Origin of the sequence: Dysgonomonas sp. GY617 (assembly GCF_015233815.1) — a bacterium.
Lineage (GTDB): Bacteria > Bacteroidota > Bacteroidia > Bacteroidales > Dysgonomonadaceae > Dysgonomonas_A.
Map to the genome: position 1 here is coordinate 1 of NZ_JADCLR010000035.1, position 24,175 is coordinate 24,175.

Sequence of the window (24,175 nt, forward strand, 5' to 3'; positions counted from 1 at the left end):
CGATGTATAAAAGCCTGGTTAGCATTATTAACGATGGTAGAATTGAAATTCATATTAAACCCATAAAGCAGAAATACAGATAATATATATTTTGTATATTTCAACAAAGATGTATCAAATTAGTCAGGGGTATCTGCTTGATTGTATTTCTAGCTGTTCAGAATGGTATATAACAAGAACAAAAACAGGATAAGATACTAAATTCTACACTTACCTAAAATTTAAACAATGAACAAAAGAGACTTAATTAAAGCTGCTGCGCAAAGGAGTGGATTAACACAGAGTATTATTCAATCAAGCCTGGAAATGATTCTGGAAACGATTCGGGTGGCTTTATCTAAAGGTGATAAAATATCAATCCATAATTTTGGTACTTTTTCGATAAAGCAATTACCGGAACGTCAATCCAGAAATCCGAAAAGTGGTCAAACTATTATGGCCAGACCTAAAAAAGTGGTCAAATTTAAAGCTACACCTTTAATCGGAAGCGATAAATACATAAAAAAATAAGCTTTATTGATGTTATATAGATACCATGTTTGCCCATATGAATAGCCTTCATATGGGGCTTTTATTTATATATATTGTATATTCAAAAAAGAGTCTATTAATAGACTCTTTTATAAAAATAATCTATATATATTTGTTAGTGTTTAAATATTACTATAAACCCTGTCCATGTCGCGCTATATGTTGGTTTAGGCTTATTTAACAAAAATACATATTGATTTACAGAGAGTTACATCTTAAACAGGGAGTGTCGAGATGACAACCTCTTCTTTTTTGTACCCACTTCATGTTTTATAACATGTAAAATAGGCTGAAAAATGAAGACTAATGCAAGTTTGAATTTGTACCTGTTCAGACTGTTATAATGACAATATCTTTTATTGTTTTGGGATGAGTTTTTTGTGCTTTTTCCTTTTATTCGAAGACTTTCTATTTATCAATAACTATACTCAATCCTAAAATCGAAATTAAACCTCAAAATATACTTTGCAAAATATCCGATCGTCTTGCTTGAAGATCGAAGTCATAGATTTCTCCTTTTTTATATAATATACTTTCTATGTATAGTCTCTTTTGATATGATTGATACAAGTATAACTATAACTATTAAAGAGCTTTCTATATTGGAAGAAATAAGTATGCAGCAAGCTGAAAAAGAATTACTACGTTTGCAAAATGAGAATGCATTAGAAGCCATTGTTTCTCGATAAGGTAATTTGTGGCGTTTCAAAAAATGGTTCGATTCGTTTTATAAATCTAAATAACATTAATATATCCGATTATGGTACTAATACAAATTAATTTTGATTTTCCAGCCGAGATGATGGGAGATGCACTAACAAATGGAGCTAAACAATTAGCAGAAAGCATTAATAACGAAGAAGGCTTTATTTCTAAAATATGGATAGAAAATACTCGAACAGAAGAAAGTGGAGGTATATATCTATTTAAAGATATGGCTTCTGCTGAAAAATATGCTCAAATGCATGTAAAACGTGTTGAAGCAATGGGGGCAAAAAATATTACTAGCAAGTTTTTCAATGTAAACGAGACTCTTTCTATAATAAATCACGGGATTTAATTCCTGACAAGATTCATTCGTTTTGAATTATCAGGAGTAATATTAATGTTACTCCTGATATTTTATTTTTAAATCCCTCAAAATTAAAAGAGAGAGTAGTTATCTATTTGTAGATTTCCTTTTTTCCGGCAAGGAGTGTATTTCTCATCAAAGAAATAATAGTCATGGGACCTACACCTCCGGGAACTGGAGTAATGAATCCAGCTTTGGCTACCACTTCATCAAAAGCAACATCTCCTTTTAATTTAAAGCCCGATTTTGTTTCTGTGGATGGCACTCTTGTAGTTCCAACATCAATTACGGTTACGCCTTCTTTTACCATATCTCCTTTCAGAAATTCAGGAACGCCCATTGCTGCTATAATGATATCGGCTTCTAGACATATCTCTTTGATATTAGGAGTGCGGCTATGGCATACTGTTACTGTTGCGTCTCCCGGATAACCTTTTTGCATCATAAGACCTGCTATCGGTTTACCTACGATGTTACTTCTGCCCAGTACAACACAATTCTTGCCTTGTGTAGGTATATTATAACGTTTAAGTAGCTCAACTATACCGGCTGGTGTTGCAGAGACAAAACAGGGAAGACCTATTGACATACGACCTACATTGATTGGATGAAATCCGTCAACATCTTTGCGGTAGTCGATTGCTTCTATTACTTTTTCTTCAGAAATATGTTTTGGTAAGGGCAGCTGTACAATAAAACCATCTACATCTGCATCCTTATTCAATTTTTCTACACACGCAAGAATTTCTTCTTCGGTAACGTCGCTTTCATATCTGATAAGGGTTGATTTGAAGCCTACTTCTTCGCATGTACGTACTTTGTTCGAAACGTAGGTTTCGCTACCTCCATCGTGTCCTACAAGAACAGCAACGAGGTGTGGTGTTTTTCCTCCGTTTGCTTTTATAATAGTTACCTCTTCGGCAATTTCTTTTTTTATTTGAGCGGCTATAGCCTTTCCGTCGATAAGTTGCATAGATATTCTGTGTTTAATTTTTTAGTAAGGTCACAGACCTTTTTTCTTGCGTTGGTAAATCTCGTGAAGTAGTTAACAAGTTGTGCAAGTAAATAAGTACACAAGATGTGTAATCTTATACAAGGCGATAAATAGTTGAAACTACTTATAATAAAAAGAGGGGCACAACGACCCCTCTTTCAATTTATCTTATCTTTTCATTCCAGGCATCTTCGACATCAATTTGCCTGCGCCTTTCATCTGAGTCATCATTTTCATCATCTTTCGGGTTTCATCAAACTGTTTGATTAGTTTGTTTACCTCCTGAATAGATGTTCCGCTACCTTTAGCTATACGCTGACGGCGACTTCCGTTGAGAATCTCTGGACTAACTCTTTCTTTTGGACTCATAGAGTAGATAATCGCTTCAATACTTTTGAAAGCATTATCATCGATATCTATATCTTTCATCGCTTTTCCTACACCGGGAATCATGGCTGCCAAATCTTTAAGGTTACCCATTTTCTTGATTTGGTGTATTTGAGAAAGGAAGTCATTAAAGTCAAATTGATTTTTTGCAATCTTCTTTTGAAGACGGCGAGCTTCTTCTTCGTCATATTGCTCTTGGGCACGTTCTACTAACGAAACGATATCACCCATTCCTAATATACGGTCAGCCATACGTTCGGGATGGAAAATGTCTAGTGCATCCATCTTTTCGCCCATACCCACATACTTGATAGGCTTGTTTACTATCGAACGAATTGATAGAGCTGCTCCACCACGTGTGTCACCATCTAATTTGGTAAGGATAACTCCGTCAAAGTTCAATCTGTCGTTGAATTCTTTAGCGGTGTTTACTGCATCCTGTCCCGTCATAGAGTCTACAACGAACAATATTTCGCTAGGTTTAACTGCTGTTTTGATTGCTGCGATTTCGTTCATCATCGCTTCATCAATTGCTAAACGACCTGCTGTATCTATAATTACAACATCGTTACCGTTTGCTTTTGCTTGTTTAATTGCGTTTAGGGCAATTTCAACAGGATTGTTATTTCCGTCTTCCGAATACACAGGAACATCTATTTGAGTTCCTAATATTCTCAACTGTTCTATAGCCGCAGGACGGTATATGTCATCTGCAACGAGTAGAGGTTTTTTTCCTTTTTTAGTTTTAAGAAGGTTGGCAAGCTTTCCCGAGAAAGTTGTTTTTCCCGAACCTTGTAGTCCTGCCATAAGAATAATAGCCGGATTGCCATCCAGACTAATATCTACAGATGTACCTCCCATTAGTTCGGCAAGCTCATCATGTACTATTTTTACCATCAACTGGCTAGGCTTAACAGCTGTAAGTACATTTTGTCCTAAAGCCTTTTCCTTAACTGTTTCGGTAAATTGTTTAGCAGTTTTAAAGTTAACGTCGGCGTCAAGCAATGCTCTACGAACATCTTTCAGCGTTTCTGCAACGTTGATCTCCGTTATTTTGCCTTCACCTTTTAGTAGTTTAAACGATCGGTCTAATCTATCACTTAAATTTTCAAACATATGATATAGCGTCTTCTATTGTTATATTTTCTACTCTAATCTGATAAGAAGTACAAAGATAATAAAGTTTTTTTGATCTCAATTGAGAATTAATTGATACCTTACTTGTTGTATCTCTGATTGCTATATATAATATATGAGCAAAATAAGTATCTTTGCTTACAACAAATAAAATTTTAAGATGTTACAACTAAAGAAATAGTCCTTCTCTGGATGTAATATCTATTGTTATACACATGATTAAAGACATTATGGATAAAGTGATAATTAACTCATTTGAAGAGTTTGAACAATATGTTGGTAAAGAAATCGGAGTGTCCGATTATCTGAAAATTACACAAGATCGTATAAATTTATTTGCAGATGCGACTCTTGATCATCAATGGATACATGTTGATGTGGAGAAAGCTAAAACGGAAAGCGTATTTCATAATACAATTGCTCATGGTTATTTAACATTGTCACTATTGCCTCATCTATGGTCTCAGATAATTGATGTGCGTAATCTTAAAATGATGATCAACTATGGTATGGATAAGCTGAAGTTTGGTCAGGCAGTTGTGGTTGATAGTGAGGTTCGTATACGTGTAAAACTTCTTTCGCTGATAAATCTTAGAGGTACAATAAAAGCTGAAATGAAGGTGACAATGGAAATTAAAGATTCCACTAAAAACGCTTATGAAGCAACTGTCCTTTTTCTATATAACTTTTTGTAGAATAAGCTGAATATAACTTAGAACTTACTACTGTTTCATTTTCTTGTTGTTATTAGTTGTAAGTAATATAAGGGTTGTAACCTTTTAGGGGTAGAAAACAATAGAGTATTTTATTATATAATCCGCGTAGACCATGAAAATAAAAGAAATATTACAAACAATAGAACATCTGGCTCCTCTGCCTTTGCAGGAGAGTTTCGATAATTGCGGTGTGCAGGTAGGTGATGTCAGCCAAGAAGTGAAAGCTGTTTTGCTGTGTATTGATGTTACCGAAGATGTAATGGATGAAGCTATACGATTGGGGTGTAACCTTGTAGTATCGCACCATCCTCTGGCTTTTCGTAGTTTTAAATCTCTTACGGGTAAAAATTATGTTGAGCGTTGTATGATAAAAGCGTGTAAGCACGATATTGTGGTATATGCTGCTCATACCAATTTAGATAATGCTGTTGGAGGTGTTAATTATCAATTGGCGAAAATACTCGACTTACAACAAGTGAAGATACTTGCACCACAAAAAAATAGTCTGATGAAATTGGTCACATTTGTGCCAATGGATTATGCGGATAGTGTACGTACTGTTTTATTCAATGCCGGAGCGGGAAGTATTGGAAATTATGATGCTTGTAGTTATAATATAATAGGTGAAGGAACTTTTAGAGCAGGGGAGAATGCGACTCCTTTTATCGGAGAGAAAGGTGAGCTACATCGCGAAGCCGAATTGCGGATAGAAGTTATCTTACCTGCATTTAAACAAAAAGAAGTTCTGAATGCTCTCTTAGCAGTGCATCCTTACGAAGAACCAGCTTATGATTTTTACACTTTGCAAAATTCGTGGTCGCAAGCAGGTAGTGGTATTGTAGGTACTTTGCCTGATCCGATGGAAGAAGAAGATTTTCTGTACTATTTGAAAGATACACTTCATTTGTCGAGTATCCAGCATTCCACTTATCGGGGAACTATGATTCACGAAGTAGCTTTATGTGGTGGTAGTGGAGCTTTCCTTCTGCCTCAAGCTATTGGTTATGGTGCTGATGTTTTTATAACAGGGGAGGCTAAATATAATGACTTCTATGATGTAGAGGACAAAATCTTATTGGCTACTGTTGGTCATTATGAATCTGAGATCTGTACAAAAGATATATTTTATGATCTTATCTCAGAAAAGCATCCTGAAGTGGAATTAAATTTATCTCAATTTGATGTCAACCCGGTTAAATATCTATAATCTATTATAGTGTGATTTATGGAAAAATCGACCAACTATTATAATACGTTTATAGAGGTTGCAGAGGATTGTTTATTGACGAAAGCTGAAATTCCTATAGAACGAGGTAATAAAAAAACAGTTGCTACAATACAATTCTATAAAATAAAGGAGAATCCTTATCTGTATTCATCAGATGATATTGTATTTGATATCTATGTAAGTAAGAATGCGGTAGAATCTGATGATATTGAAAAAGAAAAAGCTTTGTTTTTCTCTAAAGGACAGCCTTGTCTTCGCTGTTCTCCATTGCCAAAGCGTTACGGATGGGGAATACATTATAATGTAGAAGGCAAAATAGCTATTTATGCCATTGAATCGGATGAATATAGTAAACTGAAAGTAGATGCAGAGTTAAAACATCTGAAAGCCATGCGTTCATCTCGTAAATGAATGGGGCTATTTTTGGTAATTTCATCTGAAAATAGTATCTTTGTATTTGAATTGTGACGAATAAATAGCAATTCTGTGTATGGACGTGGTGATATACTCCCGCCGAAATATTGCAATGTAGTAAATAAAAAAGCGAAATATGATGCTTTTTGTTTGCTGCATTTTTTTATTCTTAGTAATGTGCGAATAGTTGTATTGGACTTAATAAATAACAAAATATAAAATGGCAAAGAAACCAGCTGAAAAAGAAATTGCAGTAGAAGATAAGCTAAGAACGCTTTATAATCTACAAGAAAAATTGTCGGAAGTAGATAAAATCAAAATACTTCGTGGTGAATTACCTTTAGAGGTATCTGACTTAGATGATGAAATTGCAGGTCTTAAAACACGTGTTGGAAAATATGAGTCGGATCTTAAAGAATTTGAAGCTGCTGTTGCTCAACAGAAGCAAAAAATTCAAGATTGTACATTGAAAGTTGAGAAGTATAAAGAACAACTAGATAATGTACGTAACAATCGCGAATACGATCACCTGAGCAAGGAAATTGAATTCGAAACATTAGAAATTGAATTGTCAGAAAAGCGTATCAAAGAATTTACTCAAAACGTAAAAACTCTGAAAGAGCAAATCGAAACAAGTCATGCTTATCTAACAGATCGTTCTGCTGACTTAGCACAAAAGAAAGAAGAATTAGATGAAATCGTTTCTGAAACTAAACAACAAGAAGAAGTTTTAAGAGATGAGATAAAAGGCATTGAAGCAGAAGTAGAGCCTCGCCTTCTTCAAGCATTCAAACGTATCCGTAAAAGTGCACGTAATGGTTTGGCAATTGTATCTATTGAGCGTGGAGCTTGTGGAGGTTGTTTCAATAAAATACCACCACAAAAGCAAATGGATATTAAATTAGGAAAGAAAATCTTGGTATGTGAATATTGCGGTCGTATCATGGTTGACACTGAACTTATCAATAATGTAGGATTTTTATCTTTAGATTAAGGTTTAAGACCTTTTTCTGAATTTTTTTAAAAAAAAACTCAGCAAAAATAAATGAGAGCCTCTTGGATAATTATTCAAGAGGCTCTTTGTTTTAGGGAAAAATACTTTTCTGCCTTTTAAAAAGACTAACTTTTCATTAAAAAAGTATCTTTGTCATTTAGTGTATAATTTCTGTTCCCAACAGACGTTATAATGTTAGTTCAGCTTTTTTTGTTTGTTTGGCTTTTTAAGAAAGTATTGCAAGCTACAATTATCATTTTCGCTCGAATTGAGGTAAGGAGTATATAGGTATTAAAATATATATAATAAATGAAGAGGTATCATTTTTTACTATTCATCGGAATAATTATTTTTTGTAGTTCGTGTGGAACAACAAAGAACTTCTCATATTTTCAAGATCTAGATGAATACTTGCAGAAAGAAGTTGTAATGTCTGATTCTATACAAGAAATAAGAATAAAGCCTGACGATCAGCTAGCTATTGTTGTATCATCTGTTAATCCTCAGGCTGTAACGCCCTTTAATCTTCCTGTAACGGGACAACTTAATCCTACTCAAAGTCCGCTTCCTACATATTTGGTTGATAGCCAAGGTGAGATCAACTTCCCTACCTTAGGAAAAATTAGATTAGCTGGTTTGTCTCTTGAAGAGGCTGTTAGTTTATTGCAGATTCGATTAGAGGATTATGTAAAAGATCCTATTGTAAATATCCAGATTTTGAATTTTAGAGTATCTGTCTTAGGGTCGGTAAATGCTCCGGGTCCTTTCTATTTCACCGGTCAACGGGTATCTATATTGGATGCTATTGCAAATGCTCGGGATTTAACCCTTTATGGAAGACGTGATAATGTATTGCTGATCCGCGAGAATGAGGGAAAGAAAGAGTTTATACGATTTGATCTGACTAAAAGCGGTGATGTATTTTCTTCAAAATATTTCTACTTGCAACAAAACGATATTGTGTATGTAGAGTCGAACAAAGAGCATCAGAAAGATGCACAGATGAGTCAACAAAAACAGTTTAACTTGACATTGATTACTACAGCCATCACCAGTGTAATTGCCACAGTATCATTAATAATAGCTGTGTCTAATAAATGATTAAGGTCAGACAACTTAGTAATAGGTATGGCAGTAAATAGTTGAAACTACTTTTATATGAGTGTAAATAAGAAATCCGAATTTGTAGATGTAGGAGACGTTATCCTCAAATACACACGATATTGGAAATGGTTTTTAGTATCGGGTATTGCTTGCTTATTTATAGCAATAGCTTATCTGAAAACGGTAGATCCTACTTTTTTGATTGTTTCGAATGTGAAACTGAGAACAGAGGAGGAGGGTGCTAAAATAGCATCTTCATTGGTTCGTAGTTTTGGGTTGGGAGGACTGGGCGGTTCTGATAATATAGATGACGAATCGGCGGTGATGTCGTCTCAATCGCATATGCGCGATATGATTTATGAGTTAGGTTTGTACACTACTTACGACTTAAAGAAATTTCCATTCGATAAATCGATGTATAATACTTCACCTCTAAATTTGGTTGTGGAGCGGAGCATTGTTGACACTTTGTCGATGCCTCTGAAATTTAAAATAAGTGTAGAAGGTAAGGCAGTTAAAGTAAGAGTAAAAGCAGATGGAGATAAAATAGGCGAATTTGAGTTCTCTTCTTTACCTGCCGAAGTAAAACTTCCCTATGGCAGCTTTACATTGAATTATTCAGGCAAACCAATCGATAAAAAGGATTATACATTAAACGTTGTTTTAGCTGGATTAGATTATGCTGCTGAGAAATTTCGTGAGAAAATAATGGTTGGCTCAGGCTCTAATAGTTCAGATATTATAACTCTTAGCATAAGGGATGTAAATAAAGATCGGGGTAAAGATATTCTAAATAAGCTCATTGAATTATATAATGATGATGCCAAAGTAGATAAAAATAGAGAGGCCGAAAATACTGCTGATTTTATAAAGGAACGGATCAACTTACTCTCTAATGAACTGAGCGATTTGGAGAAATATCTCGAAAACTTCAAGAAACAAAATAATATAACGGATATGACTTCGGAGTCTACCGTGTTTATTGAAAAGTACAATGATCTTCAAGAGAAAAGTACAGAGATAAATATACAATTGAGTATTGCAGATATGCTTGAGGGTTTTATCTCCGATCCAAAGAATAAATATGAGCTGATTCCATCTAATACTGCTGTTTCAAACAATACTTTAGAGGCTATACGTGCTTACAATAGTGCTTTATTGGAAAGAACACACTTGTTGCAGAATAGTACTCAACAAAACCCGGTTGTGATTTCGATGAACGAACAGATCGATTTGCTAAGGAAAAATGTTGAAACAAGTATTCGTAATGCCCGCAGGGATATTAGTATACGAAAGAAAGATTGGGCAGGGCTTGAAGGCGAAATGCAATCGCGAATATCTGAGATGCCCAGACAGGAACGTGAGTATTTGGAAATAGAACGTCAACGAAAAGTAAAATCAGACCTTTATGTATTTCTCCTGACCAAGATGGAAGAAACGCAATTAACGTTGGCTTCTACAACACCCAAAGCGAAAGTTATTGATGGTGCATATAATATATGGAAGCCTGTTGCTCCTCGCAAAATAATTACATTGGGTATTTCTTTATTGTTTGCGCTACTGATACCTGTGTTGATTATTTATTTGATTGATATATTCAAAATAAAAATAGCATCGAAAGAAGAACTGGAAGAGGCAACATCTGTACCCGTTTTGGGTGAAATATGTCTCGACAAAACAGCCGAAAATATTGCTGTAGCAGAAGGTATTAATACTTCAACAGCGGAGTTGTTCCGATTGGTGAGAACGAATCTGCAATTTTTGATGAAGAAAGATCAAAAGGTTATTTTGGTAACCTCAAGTGTGAGTGGAGAAGGTAAATCGTTTTTTACAGTTAACCTTGCACTTTCATTTGCCTTGATTAAAAATAAAAAAGTAGCTTTGGTCGGTTTGGATATCCGTAACCCTAAGCTTTCTGAATATTTGAGCATAAGCCGAAAGGATGGTATGACTATGTATCTGGCTTCGGATGATATGAAGCCCGAAGAGATTGTTATACATCGTCCCGATTTGCATCCAAATGTATATGTAGTGCCTGCGGGACCTATACCACCTAATCCTGCGGAACTGTTATTAAACGACCGTTTGGAGGAGATGTTTGCATATCTGCGAGAGAATTTCGATTATATTATTGTTGACACTGCTCCTGTTGGAATGGTTTCCGATACCTTCTGTTTAGATAGAGTTTCCGATACAACGGTATATCTGTTCAGAGCTAATTATACAAATAAATCGTACCTCAAATTAGCGGAATCTATTGTTGAGGAACAAAAGTTGAAAAATGTATCGATAGTTATCAATGGAACTACTACCAAAGCCGCTTACGGTTATGGTTATGGAGCAGCCAACAAAGGCAAAGCATAACAACACAAAATATTGAGCAAGATAGTTATTACCCGAAAAGACGTTATATGGGGATATGTAGCACAAGGTTGTAATATAGGCGCTAATATTTTCATACTGCCTGCTATCTTTCGCTACCTTCCATCCGATACGTTAGGTGTCTGGTATATTTTCGTCAATCTGGGGATGTTTGCTACACTTATAGGATTGGCTTTTCAAACCACTTTTGCCCGTAATATCTCGTATGCTTTCGGAGGTGCTACTTCTTTGATAAAAGATGGTGTAGACTCTTTTTCCGAAGTTCTGAAAGAGTCAAATTACCCTTTGATTAAAAGTTTGATACATGCCATGCGTCGGTTTTATGGGTATGTTTCTATTGGTATGATCTTCTTGCTGATAGTTGTAGGCTCTTGGTATATCAGTTACTTATCTGATGGGCTGCCCGATCAAAATATTATAATTACTTCGTGGATACTTTATTCATTGAGTATTGTCTTTAGCTTTTATTGCCTCTATTTGAGTTGTATTCTGCAAGGGCGTGGTTATATAAAGGAATACAACCAATTGATTATTATAAATCGTGGGGTTTACATGCTTTTGACTTTCGGCTTATTGTATTCGGGTTATGGTATTTTGGGTATTGCGATAGCCAACTGTATATCGGCTCTGGTTAATTTTGCTTTGGGTGATTATTTTGCTTACAAAGATGATTTGAGGCCAAAATTAAGAGAAATTGAAATACAGACTAAAGATTTGATGAGTGTTATCTGGCAGAATACCTATAAATTAGGATTGGCTAATATGGCATTATACTTTTCAACTAAAGGAAGTCTCTTTTATGCATCTCTGTTTCTCCCATTGGCTACGATTGCTAAATATGGACTGAGTATACAGGTTGTAAATGTATTAACAGCTGTTTCTTTATTATACTATTATAGTTATTCTACATATATATCGCAAAGTTGGGTAACAAGAGATCTTGATGTTATCAGACGCATCTATTCTAAAAGCTTAGTGCTCTTCTTATTGCTGTATACACTAGGCTGTGTTGCTGTGTTGCTGTTTGGAGATTGGGGTCTGGCGATTATTGGGAGTGGTACTACGTTTTTGCCAACTTTGCCTTTAGCAGTACTGTTTATAGTATATTTGTTCGATTCTAATCAGGCATTGGCTCTGAATCTTATATCTTCCGAGAATAAAGTTCCCTATCTTGCATCTTCCTTGTGGTCGGCATTGGGTATCTTTATATTGATGCCTATATTGATTCTTTATTTCGACTTAGGAGTTCTGGGAGCTATTTTAGCAATTGGTATTGTTCAACTTTGTTATCAGAATTGGAAATGGGAATTAACTGTTTCGGAAGGAATAGGTATGAATTATTGGCAACAAATAAAATACGGAATTTCGAACTGGATTGGGAAAGAAAGGAGTAGGTGATGAATGAGGTTTTAGAAAAGATACGGAAGCCTAGTATATTTATTCTGTTATTGATACTCAATTTCAGATTCCTCTTTACGGTCGTATTGGGTGAAAGGCAGGAGATTCTCTCCGTCCTCACAGTTGTTTTTTTCCTCCTGTCGTTCGATTATGCTGCTATGAGACGTGAGTATTTGTATTGCTTAGGTCTGTTTGTAATTATCTCTCTAGCCGAATTTACACCCTATAAACTGAATGTACTCACGCCTATAATATTGATGCAGTGCGTATCTACATTGAATCTGAAAACCTATCTGAAATACAATATAATCATATTAGGGACTACTGTTTTTATAATGTTTTTGTTTGTAGGAACGGGACGAATGATGCAGTCCGAAACTTTTAGTCTTATTCGGGTACGATATGATTTTGGGTTTAGTCATCCTAATATTGCTGCAATATATTATTGGGGATTATTCACATCTTTGTTGTTGTATTGTTATTTATCCAGATATAGAAATTTTGTCTGGATTCTACTGAGTGTTTTAATGTTATTATCCATCTATCTTTATACTGAGACGGTTTCCCGTAGCTTTATATTGACGATTATCACTTTCTGTGCAGTTCTGTTTTACTATTCTCTAAGGATGAAGTTAAAGCCTAATTATCGAATCGGTTATTCACGGTATATTCTTTACATATTACCTCTGTTATTTACTGCATTGACTATCTATTTAGCTCAGAATGTTGAAGAATATCCTGCTTTGAATATGTTAGTTAGTACTCGCCTTACTTTATATAAACAATTGCTCGATAGCTTAGTCCCCATACAATATCTGTTAGGTACAACCGCATTTGACTATATTATAATTGATAGTAGTTATATGCATCTGCTTTTCGAAGCAGGCGTTTTTCTGTTCATATATTTCATATATTTATACTTCTTTGCAATTAGGAATATTGTGAAGCAGCAGAATATCATTATTATTGCTGTTGTTGTAAGTTTTCTGGTTTATGGACTTATGGAGTCTTTGCTTTTATTCAGTGTAATTATAGGGAACAATCTGTTTTGGGTACTCTTGTACAAATACCGATACAACAAGGAGGAACTTTTCGATACAGACTCCAAGCAGCTTGACTGAAAATACTCAAGACGAATGAAAATTGTATATTGTCTCATAGATTCTTCTCAATCGGGAGGTATGGAACGTAGCATTTGCAGTAAGGCTAATTACCTTGCGGATGTTATAGGCTATGATGTGACTATAGTAACGACTGACAGAAAGTATAAAGCCAATTTTTTTGATTTCTCTTCTCGAATTAAGTTTGTGGATTTAGAGATAAATTATGATGAGTTAGAGTTTTTATCTATTTACAAAGCATTACCTACTCAGTTGAAAAAGAGACGACTGCATTATTTGCGTCTAGAAGCTGTACTGAATGAAATAAAACCCGACATAAGTATATCTACTTATACTCACGAATTGTCTATTCTATCGGAAATAAAAGACGGTAGTAAAAAAATAGCGGAAATTCATTTTAGCAAACCTTATAAATCGATCGAATATAAGTCGGGTTCTATTCCTTTGCTCAAAAGAGTTATTGCTATTGCAGGAGAGAAAAGAAAATACAAATACCTCAATAAATACGATGCTTTTGTTGTACTAACGGAAGAAGATCGAAAAAGGTGGAGTGAAATTAAAAATGTGAAAGTAATTCCCAATTCATTATCATTTTATCCATCAGAGCAAAGTCTCTGTATTGAAAAGCGGATTATAAGTGTTGGGAGATTAACACGACAAAAGGGCTATCCGTTATTAATTGAGGCGTGGCAAATAGTTGCTAAAAAATATCCTGAATGGAAACTTACAATCTTTGGAGAGGGAGAAGATAAGGAGATGCTCAATAGAATGATTAGGGAAGCGGACCTAACTTCTAGCATATCTATATATCCTCCAACAAATAATATAGTGCAGGAGTATCTGAAAAGTTCTGTCTATTTAATGTCTTCCATTTACGAAGGCTTTGGGTTGGTTCTTACAGAAGCTATGGCATGTGGATTGCCTTGTATCTCTTTCGATTGCCCAAGTGGCCCATCCGAAATAATTAAAGACGGAGAAGATGGGTTTCTAGTAGAGACTGAAAATATAGAGGGATTAGCTCAAAAGATAATATTGCTAATTGAAAATGAGGGGTTAAGAATACAAGTGGGACAAAAGGCAAAAGTAAATGCACTGCGTTTTCTTCCTGAGTATATTATGCCCAAATGGATTAGTTTATTTAATGAGGTTATTAAGGGAAATAGTAAATGAAAATACTCCAGATCAATAAATATCCATCGCTGAAAGGAGGAACCGAAACTGTATTGTTCGATACAATAGGTTTACTCAAAGCAGATGGACATGATGTGATTCTCTTATCAACAGATGAGGGGGAGGTGGCCTATAATCCTACTTATACTATATCATATCCGAAAAGGAGTGCTTCTCTGATTGAAAAGATATATAATCTGCCTTCTTTTTTTTATAATCATTCCGCAGCTAAAATGGTGGAATTGATCATAGAAAAGGAGAAACCGGATATTGCACATATCCATTTATATCAGAATAGTTTTTCGAATTCTATATTGCCTGTTCTTAAAAAACATAATATTCCAATAGTAATGACTTTGCACGAGTATCGGCAGATTTGTCCTTCTTATTTGTTATTAGATAGGACCTTGCAGATTTGCGAGAGGTGTATCAATGGCAATTATTTAAATTGCATGTTTACCCGATGTGCCAAAGGTAGCTTTGTGGAAAGTAGTCTTCTTACAATGGAAATGTATTATCGGCGATTATTTTATAAGACAGAAAAATATGTAGATCGATTTATCTGTGTCAGTAATTTTGTCTATAAAAAGCATGAGGACTTTAATAAAGATATATCAGATAAGTCGATTGTGATTTATAATCCAGTTAAAGTAGATACTCCAAAAGATATAAAGAAAGGTGATTATTTGCTGTATTTCGGGCGACTCTCTCGCGAAAAGGGAATTAGAACATTATTGTCGGCAATGAAACAATTGCCTGATCTAAAACTTAAAATTGCAGGAGTAGGGGATTTGTCTCTAACTGAAATTCCGCCTAATGTAGAATTACTGGGTTTTAAGAGTAAAGATGAGTTACAATCTATTATCTATAACGCGCAATATACTATTGTGCCATCTGAATGGTATGAAACATTCGGGTTATCGTGTACCGAAAGCTTGGCTCAGGGTACTCCTGTTATAGCATCAGATATAGGAGCAATCCCAGAGATTGTACAACATAGTAAAAATGGTTTTTTATTTGAAGCAGGAAATGTACAGAGCTTGAAAGAAACAATTCTCAAAGCAATTGTATTATCAAATGAAGAATATTCGGAAATGGCTGAAAATGGATATCAAAGCTTATCTAAGTTTTCAGAAGACAAGTATCTGAAACAATTATTGACAGTCTATAATGAATTGATCTATAAATGAAAATAGCAATACTGGGAACAAGAGGCATCCCCAACAATTATGGAGGATTCGAACAATTTGCAGAGTATTTGTCTGTGGAGTTGGTAAAGCTTGGACACTCAGTTACAGTATATAATGTACATTTTCATGAATACAATCAACCTGATTTCAAAGGTGTCGTAATAAAGAAAATTTATAGTCCCGAAAAGCAGATAGGAGCAGCAGCCAATTTTATTTATGATTACTTATGTTTAAAGGATGCTCTAAAGCAAGACTTTGATATTATCTATGAAGCAGGTTATCATAGTAATGCACCTTCATATTATTTGTTGAAGAAAGACTCACCTATTGTAATTACAAATATGGATGGGATAGAGTGGAAGAGAAGTAAATGGAATTATTTTACGAGACAATTAATTAAGCGATTGGAAAAACTGGCTGTTAGAAAATCAGATTACTTAGTTTCCGATAACTTAGCCATTCAACAATATTACAAGGTGGAGTTTAATGCTGATTCATTTTGTATTGCTTATGGTGCAGATGTTGTAGATCAATTTAATGAAAATATTCTATCAGATTATAATATTACTGCTCATCAGTATTTTTTATTAATAGCTCGCCTTGAGCCGGAGAATAATATTGAGATGATTCTGGATGGCTATGTACTATCGAAAGACGCTCGTCCGTTCTTGGTTATTGGTAATGTCGAAACTAAATATGGTAAGTTCCTTCAACAGAAGTATAAGGCTAAAGATGTGCATTTTCTTGGAGGGATATATAATAAAGAAGTATTAGACAATCTTCGCCATTACTCAGCATTATATTTTCATGGACACTCTGTTGGTGGCACTAATCCATCGCTCTTGGAAGCTATGGCTTCGCAAAGTTTTATAGTAGCACACAACAATCCCTTTAATAAGACCGTATTGGAGCAAAGCACTCTTTATTTTAATGATAGTAATGAAATAAGTACTATTATAAACGAATTTCCAGAAACAAATAGGGATAAAAGATTGTTATCTATTTGTGACAACGTGGCTAAGATTAGAAATGAATATTCTTGGAAATCAATAGTCTTAAGATATGAAAATGTGTTTAATGAGGTGCTGAAAAGTAAATAGTATTAGATTCAAGGTTCGACACTACAATGTTAGCCAATATTTCAATTTGTAGTGTTCTATATTTATATGTTATTAAGCATTATTTGTGTTTTTTGCAAGCCCTAAATTTGCGCTATTCTTTATCAGTATTGGATTTCAGACGATTAATAGATATAAAAATTATCTATCTGCTTTTAAGTTTTAAAAGAATGGTAAGTCGAATACTATAACTTATATTTGTAATATGAAAGAATTTACATCACATATAGATTACCTGATACAGAAACATGACTGTGTGATTATACCCGATTTTGGAGGTTTTGTGTTGAATCGTGAGGTGGCAAAAATGGCTTCCGATGGTTCTATTATTGCACCTAGAGTTAGCGTAGGTTTTAATCCCGAATTGAAGTATAATGATGGTTTGTTGGCAGAGTCTTATATGAATGCATATTCTATTTCATATGATGTTGCCTGCAAACGATTGACTGATGTGGTAAAGAGACTTAATACTATTTTGAGTCTTAGACAACCTGTTCAGATCGGGCAATTAGGTAAACTTTCATTAGATGCCGAAAGTCGCTTGCATTTCGAATCAAATAGTAACTTATCTGCATTTCATCCTGAAACATTTGGTTTATCAACTTTAGATATAAAGAGATTAGTTGATATTCAGGAAATACAGAAAATATCAGTTATTACAACCAAACGTTCGCTTTATAGAAGAGCCTTTGCCGGCGTTGGCGCGGCAGCAGCAGCTATCTTGGTGTTTTTTGTAACTTCTACTCCAATTTCGGAGAATGAAAATACTAATATACAGAAATCGGGATTCTTTGCAGATCTTATTTCTACATCAGCTACAATATCTAGTAAGCCCGAAGCAGAAGTTACATCTGTGGAGAATTTGTTAGCTATATCTTCGGAAGAGCCTGCTTTGATTACTGAAACTAAAGTTGAAACTGAAAAGCCAACGGTAGAGGTAGAAGTAAAGAAAGAAGAACCCAAAATAGAGAAGAAAGCGACTCCTGCGATAAGTCAAAAAGTTGAAACGGCTAAAGTAACTAAGGTTACACCCATAGCTGAGACTCCTAAAGTGAAAAAAGCAGTAGAACCTAAGTTCTTTGTAATTATAGGAAGTGCTGGTAGCAAGTCTGAAGCGGAGAAAGCTTTAGGTAGATTTAAAAGTCAAGGATATAAGGATGCTAATATAGTTAATGCAGGGGATAGAAACCGAATTTATATTGCTTCTTTTGAAGATAAAACTCAGGCTGAAAAGTATCTGGCTTCATTCAGAAAGAATAATCCTAAGTTGGATGATGCTTGGGTGTTTACTAAAAGGAATTAAGAGAAATATATTATATAAGAAATAAAAAAAGCTGTCTGATAAAGGCAGCTTTTTTTATTCAAGTGAGGTTGTGTAAATATTAAATCTGATATTTGTACTCTTCAATTTATTGTATTACTACTAACTAAAACTACTTATGGGGAAATATTATTTGTTGAGCTTAGTCTTTTTTGCTGCTACTTTCTTTTCATGTGGCGATAGTGATAAAGTTTTAAATGTAAACGTGAGCAAATGGAATTCCACAGTTTCACAAATGGAGAGTGTATATAGTTGGGCTGAGCAAGTGAAATCACCATCAGACTTTTCTTCTCTAAAATTCAGGGTTAAAACAGGGCAAAATTATCTCAATAATTCAATTGAAGAGGTACTAGATCTTAATTCGCCGAATAGGGACGAGCCTATGAATACCGCATTGGTTGACTATATGAGAACATGTTTGGACGTGTTATCTGTGTATGAGCAATTGGGGGATAAAGCGGAAGCTTTAGCTGAAGAAGAAATTGTGGCTCATTATGATTCACTCGATTCTCTTTCTACTGTACTGGGTCAAAAGGAAATTGTTTTAGAAGAAGCGCAAATGGCATATGCTGCTAAAAATGGCATTCAACTAAGTAAAGTACAGTGAAATATAGTACCTACTTTACTTTCATAGGAATCCCCGAAACCATAAAATATACCTGATCTGCTTTGGAGGCAATGTATTGATTGATCCATCCTTGCAGATCGGTGAATAGTCTTTGGACTTTGTTTTCGGTAGTACCTCCGAGTCCAATCTCATTGGTTACAAAGATGAATTGAGCTTCTTGTTGAGTCAGTTTATCAAATTCTTCTTTTAGCATAGATAAAGAAAGCTCTACATCAGAATCATTATCAAAGAAAAAATTTGTAGCCCATAGTGTGACACAGTCTACAAGAATAGTGCGGTTCTCAAGCTGATGGAGGCTTAATTGTTTCTCTTCTTCTATATTAGTCCATTCAGTACCTCTATCTGCCTTGTGGCGCTCTATACGCTTTTGGTGCTCTTCGTCCCATATGCGGGAAGTTGCCAAATATACAGGGTTATCGGATAAAGATAGTGCCAATTGTTGAGCATAACCACTTTTACCCGATCGTTGTCCTCCTGTGATTAATATGATTTTTTTACTCATAGAAGCTGTGCAAATTATTAATGAGGATATTATTTTATAATATCTGTTGCTGTTGTATTAATTGATAGCAATAAGAAGAGATTTATGATCTTCTCTTGTATAAAAAGTCGTGCCAGCGTTCCTCGTCAGCTCCTTCTTGAAACATTTCGAAACGAGCCATTGTGAAGAATAGGTCGGATAGACGGTTTATAAATTGAAGAATGCTTGCGGGAACTTCATCTTGTTTATTCAATGTCCATAAACGGCGTTCGCTTCTGCGTGCAATGGTTCTAGCTAATTGTAGATGAGCCGAAACTAGCGTTCCACCCGGTAAAACAAATGTTTTACTTTCACCCATTCGGTCGGTCATGCTATCCATGCATTCTTCGCAGAATTTAGCCAAATCTTCAGGAAGTTTGTTAGGATTCTTTTCTCGCATCTCAGATGGAGTTGCGACATGAGACATCACTACCATTAATTCGGTTTGTATCTTAAATAATATAGGTTGCCATTCGTGCTCACGTGTGAGATAAGCTCGTACAACTCCAATCATCGAATTCAATTCGTCAATGCATCCGTTAGCTTCGATGCGAATATCGTCTTTGTCAACGCGCTGACCTCCATGTATTCCGGTCTTGCCTTTGTCGCCGCCTTTAGTATATATTTTCATGATAAATTTAAATTAAGTAAAGGGAATATATTTGTAATACTTAGCACAATGATTATTAAAATCATTAGTATCTCTGTTCGTTGATTTATACTGACAGCTAGTTGCATATCTTCAGTGATGATAGCCCTGTCTGTAATTCCTATGTATGGTTTGTCTACTAGCTGCCCGAAATAATAATTTGGACCTCCAAATCTACAATCAAGGATTCCTGCTAAAGCAGATTCGGGGTAGCCCGAATTGGGGCTGGCGTGTTGCGATCCGTATTTAGATACGAAAGATAATAAAGATAACCTGCCACTAACAAGAAGCATTAATAAAGCGGTGAATCGAGCAGGGATATAATTGACAATGTCATCAATATGAGCAGCCCAGCATCCGAAGTCTTTATAACGTTCGTTTTTATATCCGATCATCGAATCAAGCGTGTTAATCATTTTGTATGCAAGCATTCCAGGAACACCTAATAATAAGTACCAAAAAAGAGGAGCAATAACTCCATCACTCAGGTTTTCTGATAGGGTTTCAAGGGCTGCTGTCCGTATTTGTTGAGGAGACAATTGAGAGGTGTCTCTACCTACAATTCGGGCAACTTGTTTACGACCGTCTTCGGTCGATTTATCTGTGGCTATGAAAACGTCTCTTACTTCATCAGCAAGTGTTTTTCCTGCCAGACAAAAGAATATCATTATGGCATTAAACGCTATGGCTATATATGGATTTATGTAGATTAATCCCTTGTCTATGTAATAGAAAAGGATAAAGCATCCTATGATTAGAAATATAGAAAATATACCCCCTTTGTACTTTTTAGATTTTCCCTTGTTGAGCAATTTCTCACCCTTTGCTATTATTTTACCAAAAGCTACAACGGGATGGGGAATCGATGCCGGATCTCCCAATAGTCGATCAGCAATCCATCCAATGATAAGCGGTATTATCAGAAAGAGAGTCTTATCCATTCTTCGATAGCTTTTACTAATAAATTATTATTCGATTGATCTTGTACAGCTATGCGAAAATAGCTTTCGTTTAATCCTCTGAAATTAGCAGCGTCACGAATTAGAAAACCTTCTGTCTCTATCAAGAATTTTTTTAAATCCGAAGCTTTACCTTTTTCTAACTGACAAAGGAAGAAATGCATATCCGAAGCATAGACTTTGATTCCCGATACCTTTGCAAGTTGCTTTTGTACACGTTGAGATTCCAATAAGTAATCAGAGAAATCGTAAGATACATTTTCTAATAAATATAAACCTGCTAATTGTGCTAATTGGTTCACAGACCAAGGCATGCTATAATGTTTAATCTTATCTATCTTATCTTTTTGTGCTGTAATGTAGCCTAAACGTAATCCCGGTATAGCATAGCACTTAGTCAAAGAATGTAGTAAGATAGCATTGCTATGTTTGAGAGTCTCATTCGCACTCCAAATCTTGTTATTGGTAAATGCTGCATACGACTGATCTATAATGAAACAAGTGTTAGGATTGTTTGAGATCACTTTTTCGAGATATTCCTTATCATATATCTTTCCCGTAGGATTATTAGGGTTGCATAACCATATCAATTGTGTGTCAGGCTCAATGTCTTCTAGCGATTCTATAAAATATAAACTATGCTCATGTATTTCGCAAGCATCTTCGTATTCTCTGAATGTTGGAATTACTACAGCGGTCTTGCTTCCTCTAAAAGCCTGTGCAATTAGGTAAATAGCCTCAGTAGCTCCATTTGTAACGCCTATTTCTTCGGGCGATATACTTAGTTTGCGACTAATTAGCTTTCGAAGAGTGAGAGCATCGGGTTCGGGATACGAGTGTATAGATGAGATATTAGCCCATAGAAATTTCTTTAGATCTTTCAGATCGAATTTATTATATACATTGGAACTGAAATTACTTACAATTTTATGTTCAAATTGATATGCGTCATCGCCATGTCCTGTTATCATTTCAGGTAGTCAATATTTTATATACCAAATCCATGTTTACGTTTTTGCGTACATGGTTGGCTAACTTGTTATACTGTTCTTCTTTATATGCTTTGAAATCGAATGGTTCGTTTGATAACTTTTCGGCATAGGGCTCAAGTAGAAAATCTATAAATGCTCCGTTATCTAAAATACCATGAATGTATGTGCCAAAGCATTTTCTATCCAAGTAAAAACCATCATTAGTACCATCACTCAGATAGTTTAGGGCTTTGTATTCAGTCCCATCGAGAGGTGTGGTTGTGCCCATGTGAATTTCATAACCTTCGCATGAAGCATTCGAATCAAGAAATGAGAATTGTACTTGTCGAGTCACTTTCTCTCCCTGCATTTCTGTGGAGATTGGCAGTAGCCCCAATCCGGGTAGTCGTTCAATTGATCCTTCTACATGTAAAGGGTCGCACACCTCTTGTCCCATCATTTGATAGCCTCCGCAGATGCCCATTACTGTCGTTCCCTCTTTATGTGCTTTAATGATGCTTTGTGCTACACCATTGCGGCGTAGTTCATACATATCGGCAAGAGTACTTTTGCTTCCGGGAATCAGTATGATATCGGCTTTCTCTATTTCATCCGTATTATTGGTGTAATAGAGATGGACACGAGGGTCTCGTTCCAGAATATTGAAATCGGTGAAATTAGATAAGTGTCTCAGTAGTACAACTGCTACATTTACCTTGTCATGAGAGGCTTGCAGGTTTTTGGTTTGAAGCATTACCGAGTCTTCCTCTTCTATGTAAATGTCTTTATAATAAGGCACAACACCAATAACAGGAATGCCACAAAGGTCTTCTATGATTTTTACACCCGATTCGAAAAGCCTCATATCACCTCTGAATTTGTTGATGAGTATACCTTTCGTATGTTTGCGTTCTTCTTCGGTCATTAGCATTACTGAGCCGTAAACGCTGGCAAATACGCCACCTCTATCTATATCGGCTACCAATATAACATCAGCTCCTGCGTGTATAGCCATGGGGAGGTTTACAATATCAGTTTCGCGCAGATTAATTTCTGAAACACTTCCTGCACCTTCCATTACTATGGGGTTGAATCGCTTCTCTAGGCGATCAAAAGCATCATTTACTGCTTTTCTCAGAACGTCACGACCTTCTTTTTTGAAATATTGATAAGCGCTTTGGTTACCATAAGGTTTTCCGTTTAGCACAACCTGAGCAACTTTGTCGGTGGTTGGTTTTAACAATAAAGGGTTCATGTCCGTATGACAGGGAATACCAGCGGCTTCTGCCTGAACGGCTTGTGCTCTTCCAATTTCCAATCCTTCGGGAGTTGCAAAAGAGTTAAGAGCCATATTTTGAGCTTTGAAAGGGGCGGGGTGATAACCGTCTTGTAAAAATATTCGGCAAAAAGCGGCAGCAATCACACTTTTGCCAACATCGCTACCTGTGCCGGCAAACATTATTGGTCGGAGTTTCTCCATGGGATAAAGTACTAATCTAAATTTAGATACAAAGGTATGAATTTGTGCACATCCTTTCTAATAAATATACTTTTTAAGTATCTAAAAATATCCTCAATTGATGCTACATTTGTTCTAAGTAAAGAAGTGAGAATCTTATATTATCATTCTGTATAGTAGATGTACTTATCTCATAGTTAAAAGAATGAAAAAGTTCTCATTTGTTCGAAAAACGTTATTGAGTACAGAAATAAATGTTAATTTTACACCACTTAATAAATTCGGAGGTGTATTCTTTTTGTCGATTGACTATGTAGATGATACTTCGCTCGGATTTGATACTATACTATGATGTGATCTAGTGCGATTATATACAATAAATAATTATAATTAACCATATAAATAAATATTTCAAAACCATGAAAACTACTGCTATTACAGAAAAATTCCAATCACTCTTTGGTGAAGGCGGCGCACTTTACACTGCTCCCGGACGTATCAACCTGATCGGCGAACATACCGACTATAACGGCGGATTCGTACTACCCGGCGCCATCGACAAAGCCATGTACTGCATGATCAAACCAAACGGAACAACAGACACCATAAAAGCATACGCTTTAGACCTCGAAGAAATGGACGAATTCCAACTAGACGACGTACCCATCAAACAATGGGCAAAATACATCTTCGGAGTATGCCTTGAAATGAT

The 24,175-nt window shown here is 35.5% G+C and carries 25 protein-coding genes; 18 read left to right on the top strand and 7 right to left on the bottom strand.

The features are described from left to right. The first annotated feature begins 228 nt into the window (after window positions 1-228). The 3 genes from IR022_RS19520 (at window position 229) to IR022_RS19525 (ending at window position 1,591) form a co-directional block, all read left to right on the top strand. Window positions 229-510, top strand: a complete 282-nt coding sequence (locus tag IR022_RS19520; RefSeq protein ID WP_194203194.1) for an HU family DNA-binding protein — start codon at window positions 229-231, stop codon at window positions 508-510. A gap of 578 nt (window positions 511-1,088) precedes the next feature. After that, a complete protein-coding gene (locus IR022_RS20200) occupies window positions 1,089-1,220 on the top strand; it encodes a hypothetical protein (RefSeq protein ID WP_262892263.1) in 132 nt (43 codons plus the stop codon). A gap of 71 nt (window positions 1,221-1,291) precedes the next feature. Then, complete coding sequence (locus IR022_RS19525) at window positions 1,292-1,591, top strand: monooxygenase (protein WP_050709530.1); 300 nt, start codon at window positions 1,292-1,294, stop codon at window positions 1,589-1,591. 103 nt (window positions 1,592-1,694) lie between these two features. Here the strand turns inward: IR022_RS19525 and folD are convergent, their stop codons facing one another. Further along, window positions 1,695-2,576, bottom strand: a complete 882-nt coding sequence (gene folD, locus IR022_RS19530; RefSeq protein WP_050709529.1) for a bifunctional methylenetetrahydrofolate dehydrogenase/methenyltetrahydrofolate cyclohydrolase FolD — start codon at window positions 2,574-2,576, stop codon at window positions 1,695-1,697. 189 nt (window positions 2,577-2,765) lie between these two features. Beyond that, window positions 2,766-4,100 (bottom strand): signal recognition particle protein, encoded by a 1,335-nt coding sequence (gene ffh, locus IR022_RS19535; RefSeq protein ID WP_050709528.1) that lies wholly within the window; start codon window positions 4,098-4,100, stop codon window positions 2,766-2,768. A 251-nt stretch (window positions 4,101-4,351) separates the two neighbouring features. Between ffh and IR022_RS19540 the strand changes: the two genes are divergently transcribed. The 13 genes from IR022_RS19540 (at window position 4,352) to IR022_RS19600 (ending at window position 18,884) form a co-directional block, all read left to right on the top strand. Beyond that, window positions 4,352-4,816, top strand: a complete 465-nt coding sequence (locus tag IR022_RS19540; RefSeq protein WP_050709565.1) for a MaoC family dehydratase — start codon at window positions 4,352-4,354, stop codon at window positions 4,814-4,816. Between the two features lie 133 nt (window positions 4,817-4,949). Then, window positions 4,950-6,044: a Nif3-like dinuclear metal center hexameric protein gene (locus IR022_RS19545; RefSeq protein ID WP_194205020.1), complete on the top strand. Its 1,095-nt coding sequence runs from the start codon at window positions 4,950-4,952 to the stop codon at window positions 6,042-6,044. Between the two features lie 18 nt (window positions 6,045-6,062). Continuing rightward, a complete protein-coding gene (locus IR022_RS19550; protein WP_194205021.1) occupies window positions 6,063-6,476 on the top strand; it encodes a DUF6157 family protein in 414 nt (137 codons plus the stop codon). 223 nt (window positions 6,477-6,699) lie between these two features. Further along, the gene (locus IR022_RS19555; RefSeq protein ID WP_194205022.1) at window positions 6,700-7,473 is read left to right on the top strand and encodes a zinc ribbon domain-containing protein; all 774 of its coding nucleotides are present in this window, start codon (window positions 6,700-6,702) and stop codon (window positions 7,471-7,473) included. 309 nt (window positions 7,474-7,782) lie between these two features. After that, the gene (locus tag IR022_RS19560; RefSeq protein WP_050709524.1) at window positions 7,783-8,574 is read left to right on the top strand and encodes a polysaccharide biosynthesis/export family protein; all 792 of its coding nucleotides are present in this window, start codon (window positions 7,783-7,785) and stop codon (window positions 8,572-8,574) included. 57 nt (window positions 8,575-8,631) lie between these two features. Next, a complete protein-coding gene (locus IR022_RS19565; RefSeq protein WP_194205023.1) occupies window positions 8,632-10,941 on the top strand; it encodes a GumC family protein in 2,310 nt (769 codons plus the stop codon). 12 nt (window positions 10,942-10,953) lie between these two features. After that, complete coding sequence (gene wzx, locus IR022_RS19570) at window positions 10,954-12,357, top strand: O-unit flippase-like protein (RefSeq protein ID WP_194205024.1); 1,404 nt, start codon at window positions 10,954-10,956, stop codon at window positions 12,355-12,357. Next, entirely contained in the window at window positions 12,357-13,478 is a 1,122-nt protein-coding gene (locus IR022_RS19575) for a hypothetical protein (RefSeq protein ID WP_194205025.1), read from the top strand. The genes wzx and IR022_RS19575 overlap by 1 nt, the downstream gene beginning before the upstream one ends. Before the next feature lie 15 nt (window positions 13,479-13,493). Further along, the gene (locus tag IR022_RS19580; protein WP_194205026.1) at window positions 13,494-14,648 is read left to right on the top strand and encodes a glycosyltransferase family 4 protein; all 1,155 of its coding nucleotides are present in this window, start codon (window positions 13,494-13,496) and stop codon (window positions 14,646-14,648) included. Next, a complete protein-coding gene (locus tag IR022_RS19585; protein ID WP_194205027.1) occupies window positions 14,645-15,838 on the top strand; it encodes a glycosyltransferase in 1,194 nt (397 codons plus the stop codon). The genes IR022_RS19580 and IR022_RS19585 overlap by 4 nt, the downstream gene beginning before the upstream one ends. Continuing rightward, on the top strand, window positions 15,835-16,938 hold the full coding sequence (locus IR022_RS19590) for a DUF1972 domain-containing protein (RefSeq protein ID WP_194205028.1): 1,104 nt from the start codon (window positions 15,835-15,837) through the stop codon (window positions 16,936-16,938). Before IR022_RS19585 ends, IR022_RS19590 begins: the two co-directional genes overlap by 4 nt. A gap of 223 nt (window positions 16,939-17,161) precedes the next feature. After that, a complete protein-coding gene (locus tag IR022_RS19595; protein WP_194205029.1) occupies window positions 17,162-18,259 on the top strand; it encodes an SPOR domain-containing protein in 1,098 nt (365 codons plus the stop codon). 136 nt (window positions 18,260-18,395) lie between these two features. Then, window positions 18,396-18,884, top strand: a complete 489-nt coding sequence (locus tag IR022_RS19600) for a hypothetical protein (protein WP_050709516.1) — start codon at window positions 18,396-18,398, stop codon at window positions 18,882-18,884. A 10-nt stretch (window positions 18,885-18,894) separates the two neighbouring features. Here IR022_RS19600 and cobU read toward each other — a convergent pair whose 3' ends face one another. The 5 genes from cobU to IR022_RS19625 form a co-directional block, all read right to left on the bottom strand. Then, on the bottom strand, window positions 18,895-19,407 hold the full coding sequence (cobU, locus tag IR022_RS19605) for a bifunctional adenosylcobinamide kinase/adenosylcobinamide-phosphate guanylyltransferase (protein ID WP_050709515.1): 513 nt from the start codon (window positions 19,405-19,407) through the stop codon (window positions 18,895-18,897). 82 nt (window positions 19,408-19,489) lie between these two features. After that, window positions 19,490-20,056, bottom strand: coding sequence for a cob(I)yrinic acid a,c-diamide adenosyltransferase (locus tag IR022_RS19610; protein WP_194205030.1), 567 nt, complete (start codon window positions 20,054-20,056; stop codon window positions 19,490-19,492). Continuing rightward, window positions 20,053-21,015, bottom strand: coding sequence for an adenosylcobinamide-phosphate synthase CbiB (gene cbiB / locus IR022_RS19615; RefSeq protein WP_194205031.1), 963 nt, complete (start codon window positions 21,013-21,015; stop codon window positions 20,053-20,055). The genes IR022_RS19610 and cbiB overlap by 4 nt, the downstream gene beginning before the upstream one ends. Then, a complete protein-coding gene (locus IR022_RS19620) occupies window positions 20,994-22,004 on the bottom strand; it encodes an aminotransferase class I/II-fold pyridoxal phosphate-dependent enzyme (protein ID WP_194205032.1) in 1,011 nt (336 codons plus the stop codon). Before IR022_RS19620 ends, cbiB begins: the two co-directional genes overlap by 22 nt. Before the next feature lies 1 nt (window position 22,005). Beyond that, on the bottom strand, window positions 22,006-23,484 hold the full coding sequence (locus tag IR022_RS19625) for a cobyric acid synthase (RefSeq protein WP_194205033.1): 1,479 nt from the start codon (window positions 23,482-23,484) through the stop codon (window positions 22,006-22,008). A 184-nt stretch (window positions 23,485-23,668) separates the two neighbouring features. Here IR022_RS19625 and IR022_RS19630 point away from each other — a divergent pair, with 184 nt between their 5' ends. Together IR022_RS19630 and IR022_RS19635 are read left to right on the top strand one after the other, a co-directional pair. After that, window positions 23,669-23,815 carry a hypothetical protein gene (locus IR022_RS19630; protein ID WP_157258188.1) on the top strand — a complete coding sequence of 49 codons (147 nt, stop codon included), beginning with the start codon at window positions 23,669-23,671 and terminating at the stop codon, window positions 23,813-23,815. A 67-nt stretch (window positions 23,816-23,882) separates the two neighbouring features. Beyond that, a partial coding sequence (locus tag IR022_RS19635) for a galactokinase family protein (RefSeq protein WP_317174099.1) occupies window positions 23,883-24,175 on the top strand: 293 nt, incomplete at its 3' end.

What these genes read in the sequence shown, in the direction of transcription:
- IR022_RS19625 (WP_194205033.1), bottom strand. Translation starts at nt 23,484, where the DNA reads ATGGAGAAACTCCGACCAATAATGTTTGCCGGCACAGGTAGCGATGTT.
- IR022_RS20200 (WP_262892263.1), top strand. Translation starts at nt 1,089, where the DNA reads ATGATTGATACAAGTATAACTATAACTATTAAAGAGCTTTCTATATTG.
- folD (WP_050709529.1), bottom strand. Translation starts at nt 2,576, where the DNA reads ATGCAACTTATCGACGGAAAGGCTATAGCCGCTCAAATAAAAAAAGAA.
- IR022_RS19590 (WP_194205028.1), top strand. Translation starts at nt 15,835, where the DNA reads ATGAAAATAGCAATACTGGGAACAAGAGGCATCCCCAACAATTATGGA.
- IR022_RS19630 (WP_157258188.1), top strand. Translation starts at nt 23,669, where the DNA reads ATGAAAAAGTTCTCATTTGTTCGAAAAACGTTATTGAGTACAGAAATA.
- IR022_RS19575 (WP_194205025.1), top strand. Translation starts at nt 12,357, where the DNA reads ATGAATGAGGTTTTAGAAAAGATACGGAAGCCTAGTATATTTATTCTG.
- IR022_RS19610 (WP_194205030.1), bottom strand. Translation starts at nt 20,056, where the DNA reads ATGAAAATATATACTAAAGGCGGCGACAAAGGCAAGACCGGAATACAT.
- ffh (WP_050709528.1), bottom strand. Translation starts at nt 4,100, where the DNA reads ATGTTTGAAAATTTAAGTGATAGATTAGACCGATCGTTTAAACTACTA.
- IR022_RS19580 (WP_194205026.1), top strand. Translation starts at nt 13,494, where the DNA reads ATGAAAATTGTATATTGTCTCATAGATTCTTCTCAATCGGGAGGTATG.
- IR022_RS19540 (WP_050709565.1), top strand. Translation starts at nt 4,352, where the DNA reads ATGGATAAAGTGATAATTAACTCATTTGAAGAGTTTGAACAATATGTT.
- IR022_RS19555 (WP_194205022.1), top strand. Translation starts at nt 6,700, where the DNA reads ATGGCAAAGAAACCAGCTGAAAAAGAAATTGCAGTAGAAGATAAGCTA.
- IR022_RS19560 (WP_050709524.1), top strand. Translation starts at nt 7,783, where the DNA reads ATGAAGAGGTATCATTTTTTACTATTCATCGGAATAATTATTTTTTGT.
- IR022_RS19620 (WP_194205032.1), bottom strand. Translation starts at nt 22,004, where the DNA reads ATGATAACAGGACATGGCGATGACGCATATCAATTTGAACATAAAATT.
- IR022_RS19550 (WP_194205021.1), top strand. Translation starts at nt 6,063, where the DNA reads ATGGAAAAATCGACCAACTATTATAATACGTTTATAGAGGTTGCAGAG.
- IR022_RS19520 (WP_194203194.1), top strand. Translation starts at nt 229, where the DNA reads ATGAACAAAAGAGACTTAATTAAAGCTGCTGCGCAAAGGAGTGGATTA.
- cbiB (WP_194205031.1), bottom strand. Translation starts at nt 21,015, where the DNA reads ATGGATAAGACTCTCTTTCTGATAATACCGCTTATCATTGGATGGATT.
- IR022_RS19565 (WP_194205023.1), top strand. Translation starts at nt 8,632, where the DNA reads ATGAGTGTAAATAAGAAATCCGAATTTGTAGATGTAGGAGACGTTATC.
- cobU (WP_050709515.1), bottom strand. Translation starts at nt 19,407, where the DNA reads ATGAGTAAAAAAATCATATTAATCACAGGAGGACAACGATCGGGTAAA.
- IR022_RS19595 (WP_194205029.1), top strand. Translation starts at nt 17,162, where the DNA reads ATGAAAGAATTTACATCACATATAGATTACCTGATACAGAAACATGAC.
- IR022_RS19585 (WP_194205027.1), top strand. Translation starts at nt 14,645, where the DNA reads ATGAAAATACTCCAGATCAATAAATATCCATCGCTGAAAGGAGGAACC.
- IR022_RS19600 (WP_050709516.1), top strand. Translation starts at nt 18,396, where the DNA reads ATGGGGAAATATTATTTGTTGAGCTTAGTCTTTTTTGCTGCTACTTTC.
- IR022_RS19545 (WP_194205020.1), top strand. Translation starts at nt 4,950, where the DNA reads ATGAAAATAAAAGAAATATTACAAACAATAGAACATCTGGCTCCTCTG.
- IR022_RS19525 (WP_050709530.1), top strand. Translation starts at nt 1,292, where the DNA reads ATGGTACTAATACAAATTAATTTTGATTTTCCAGCCGAGATGATGGGA.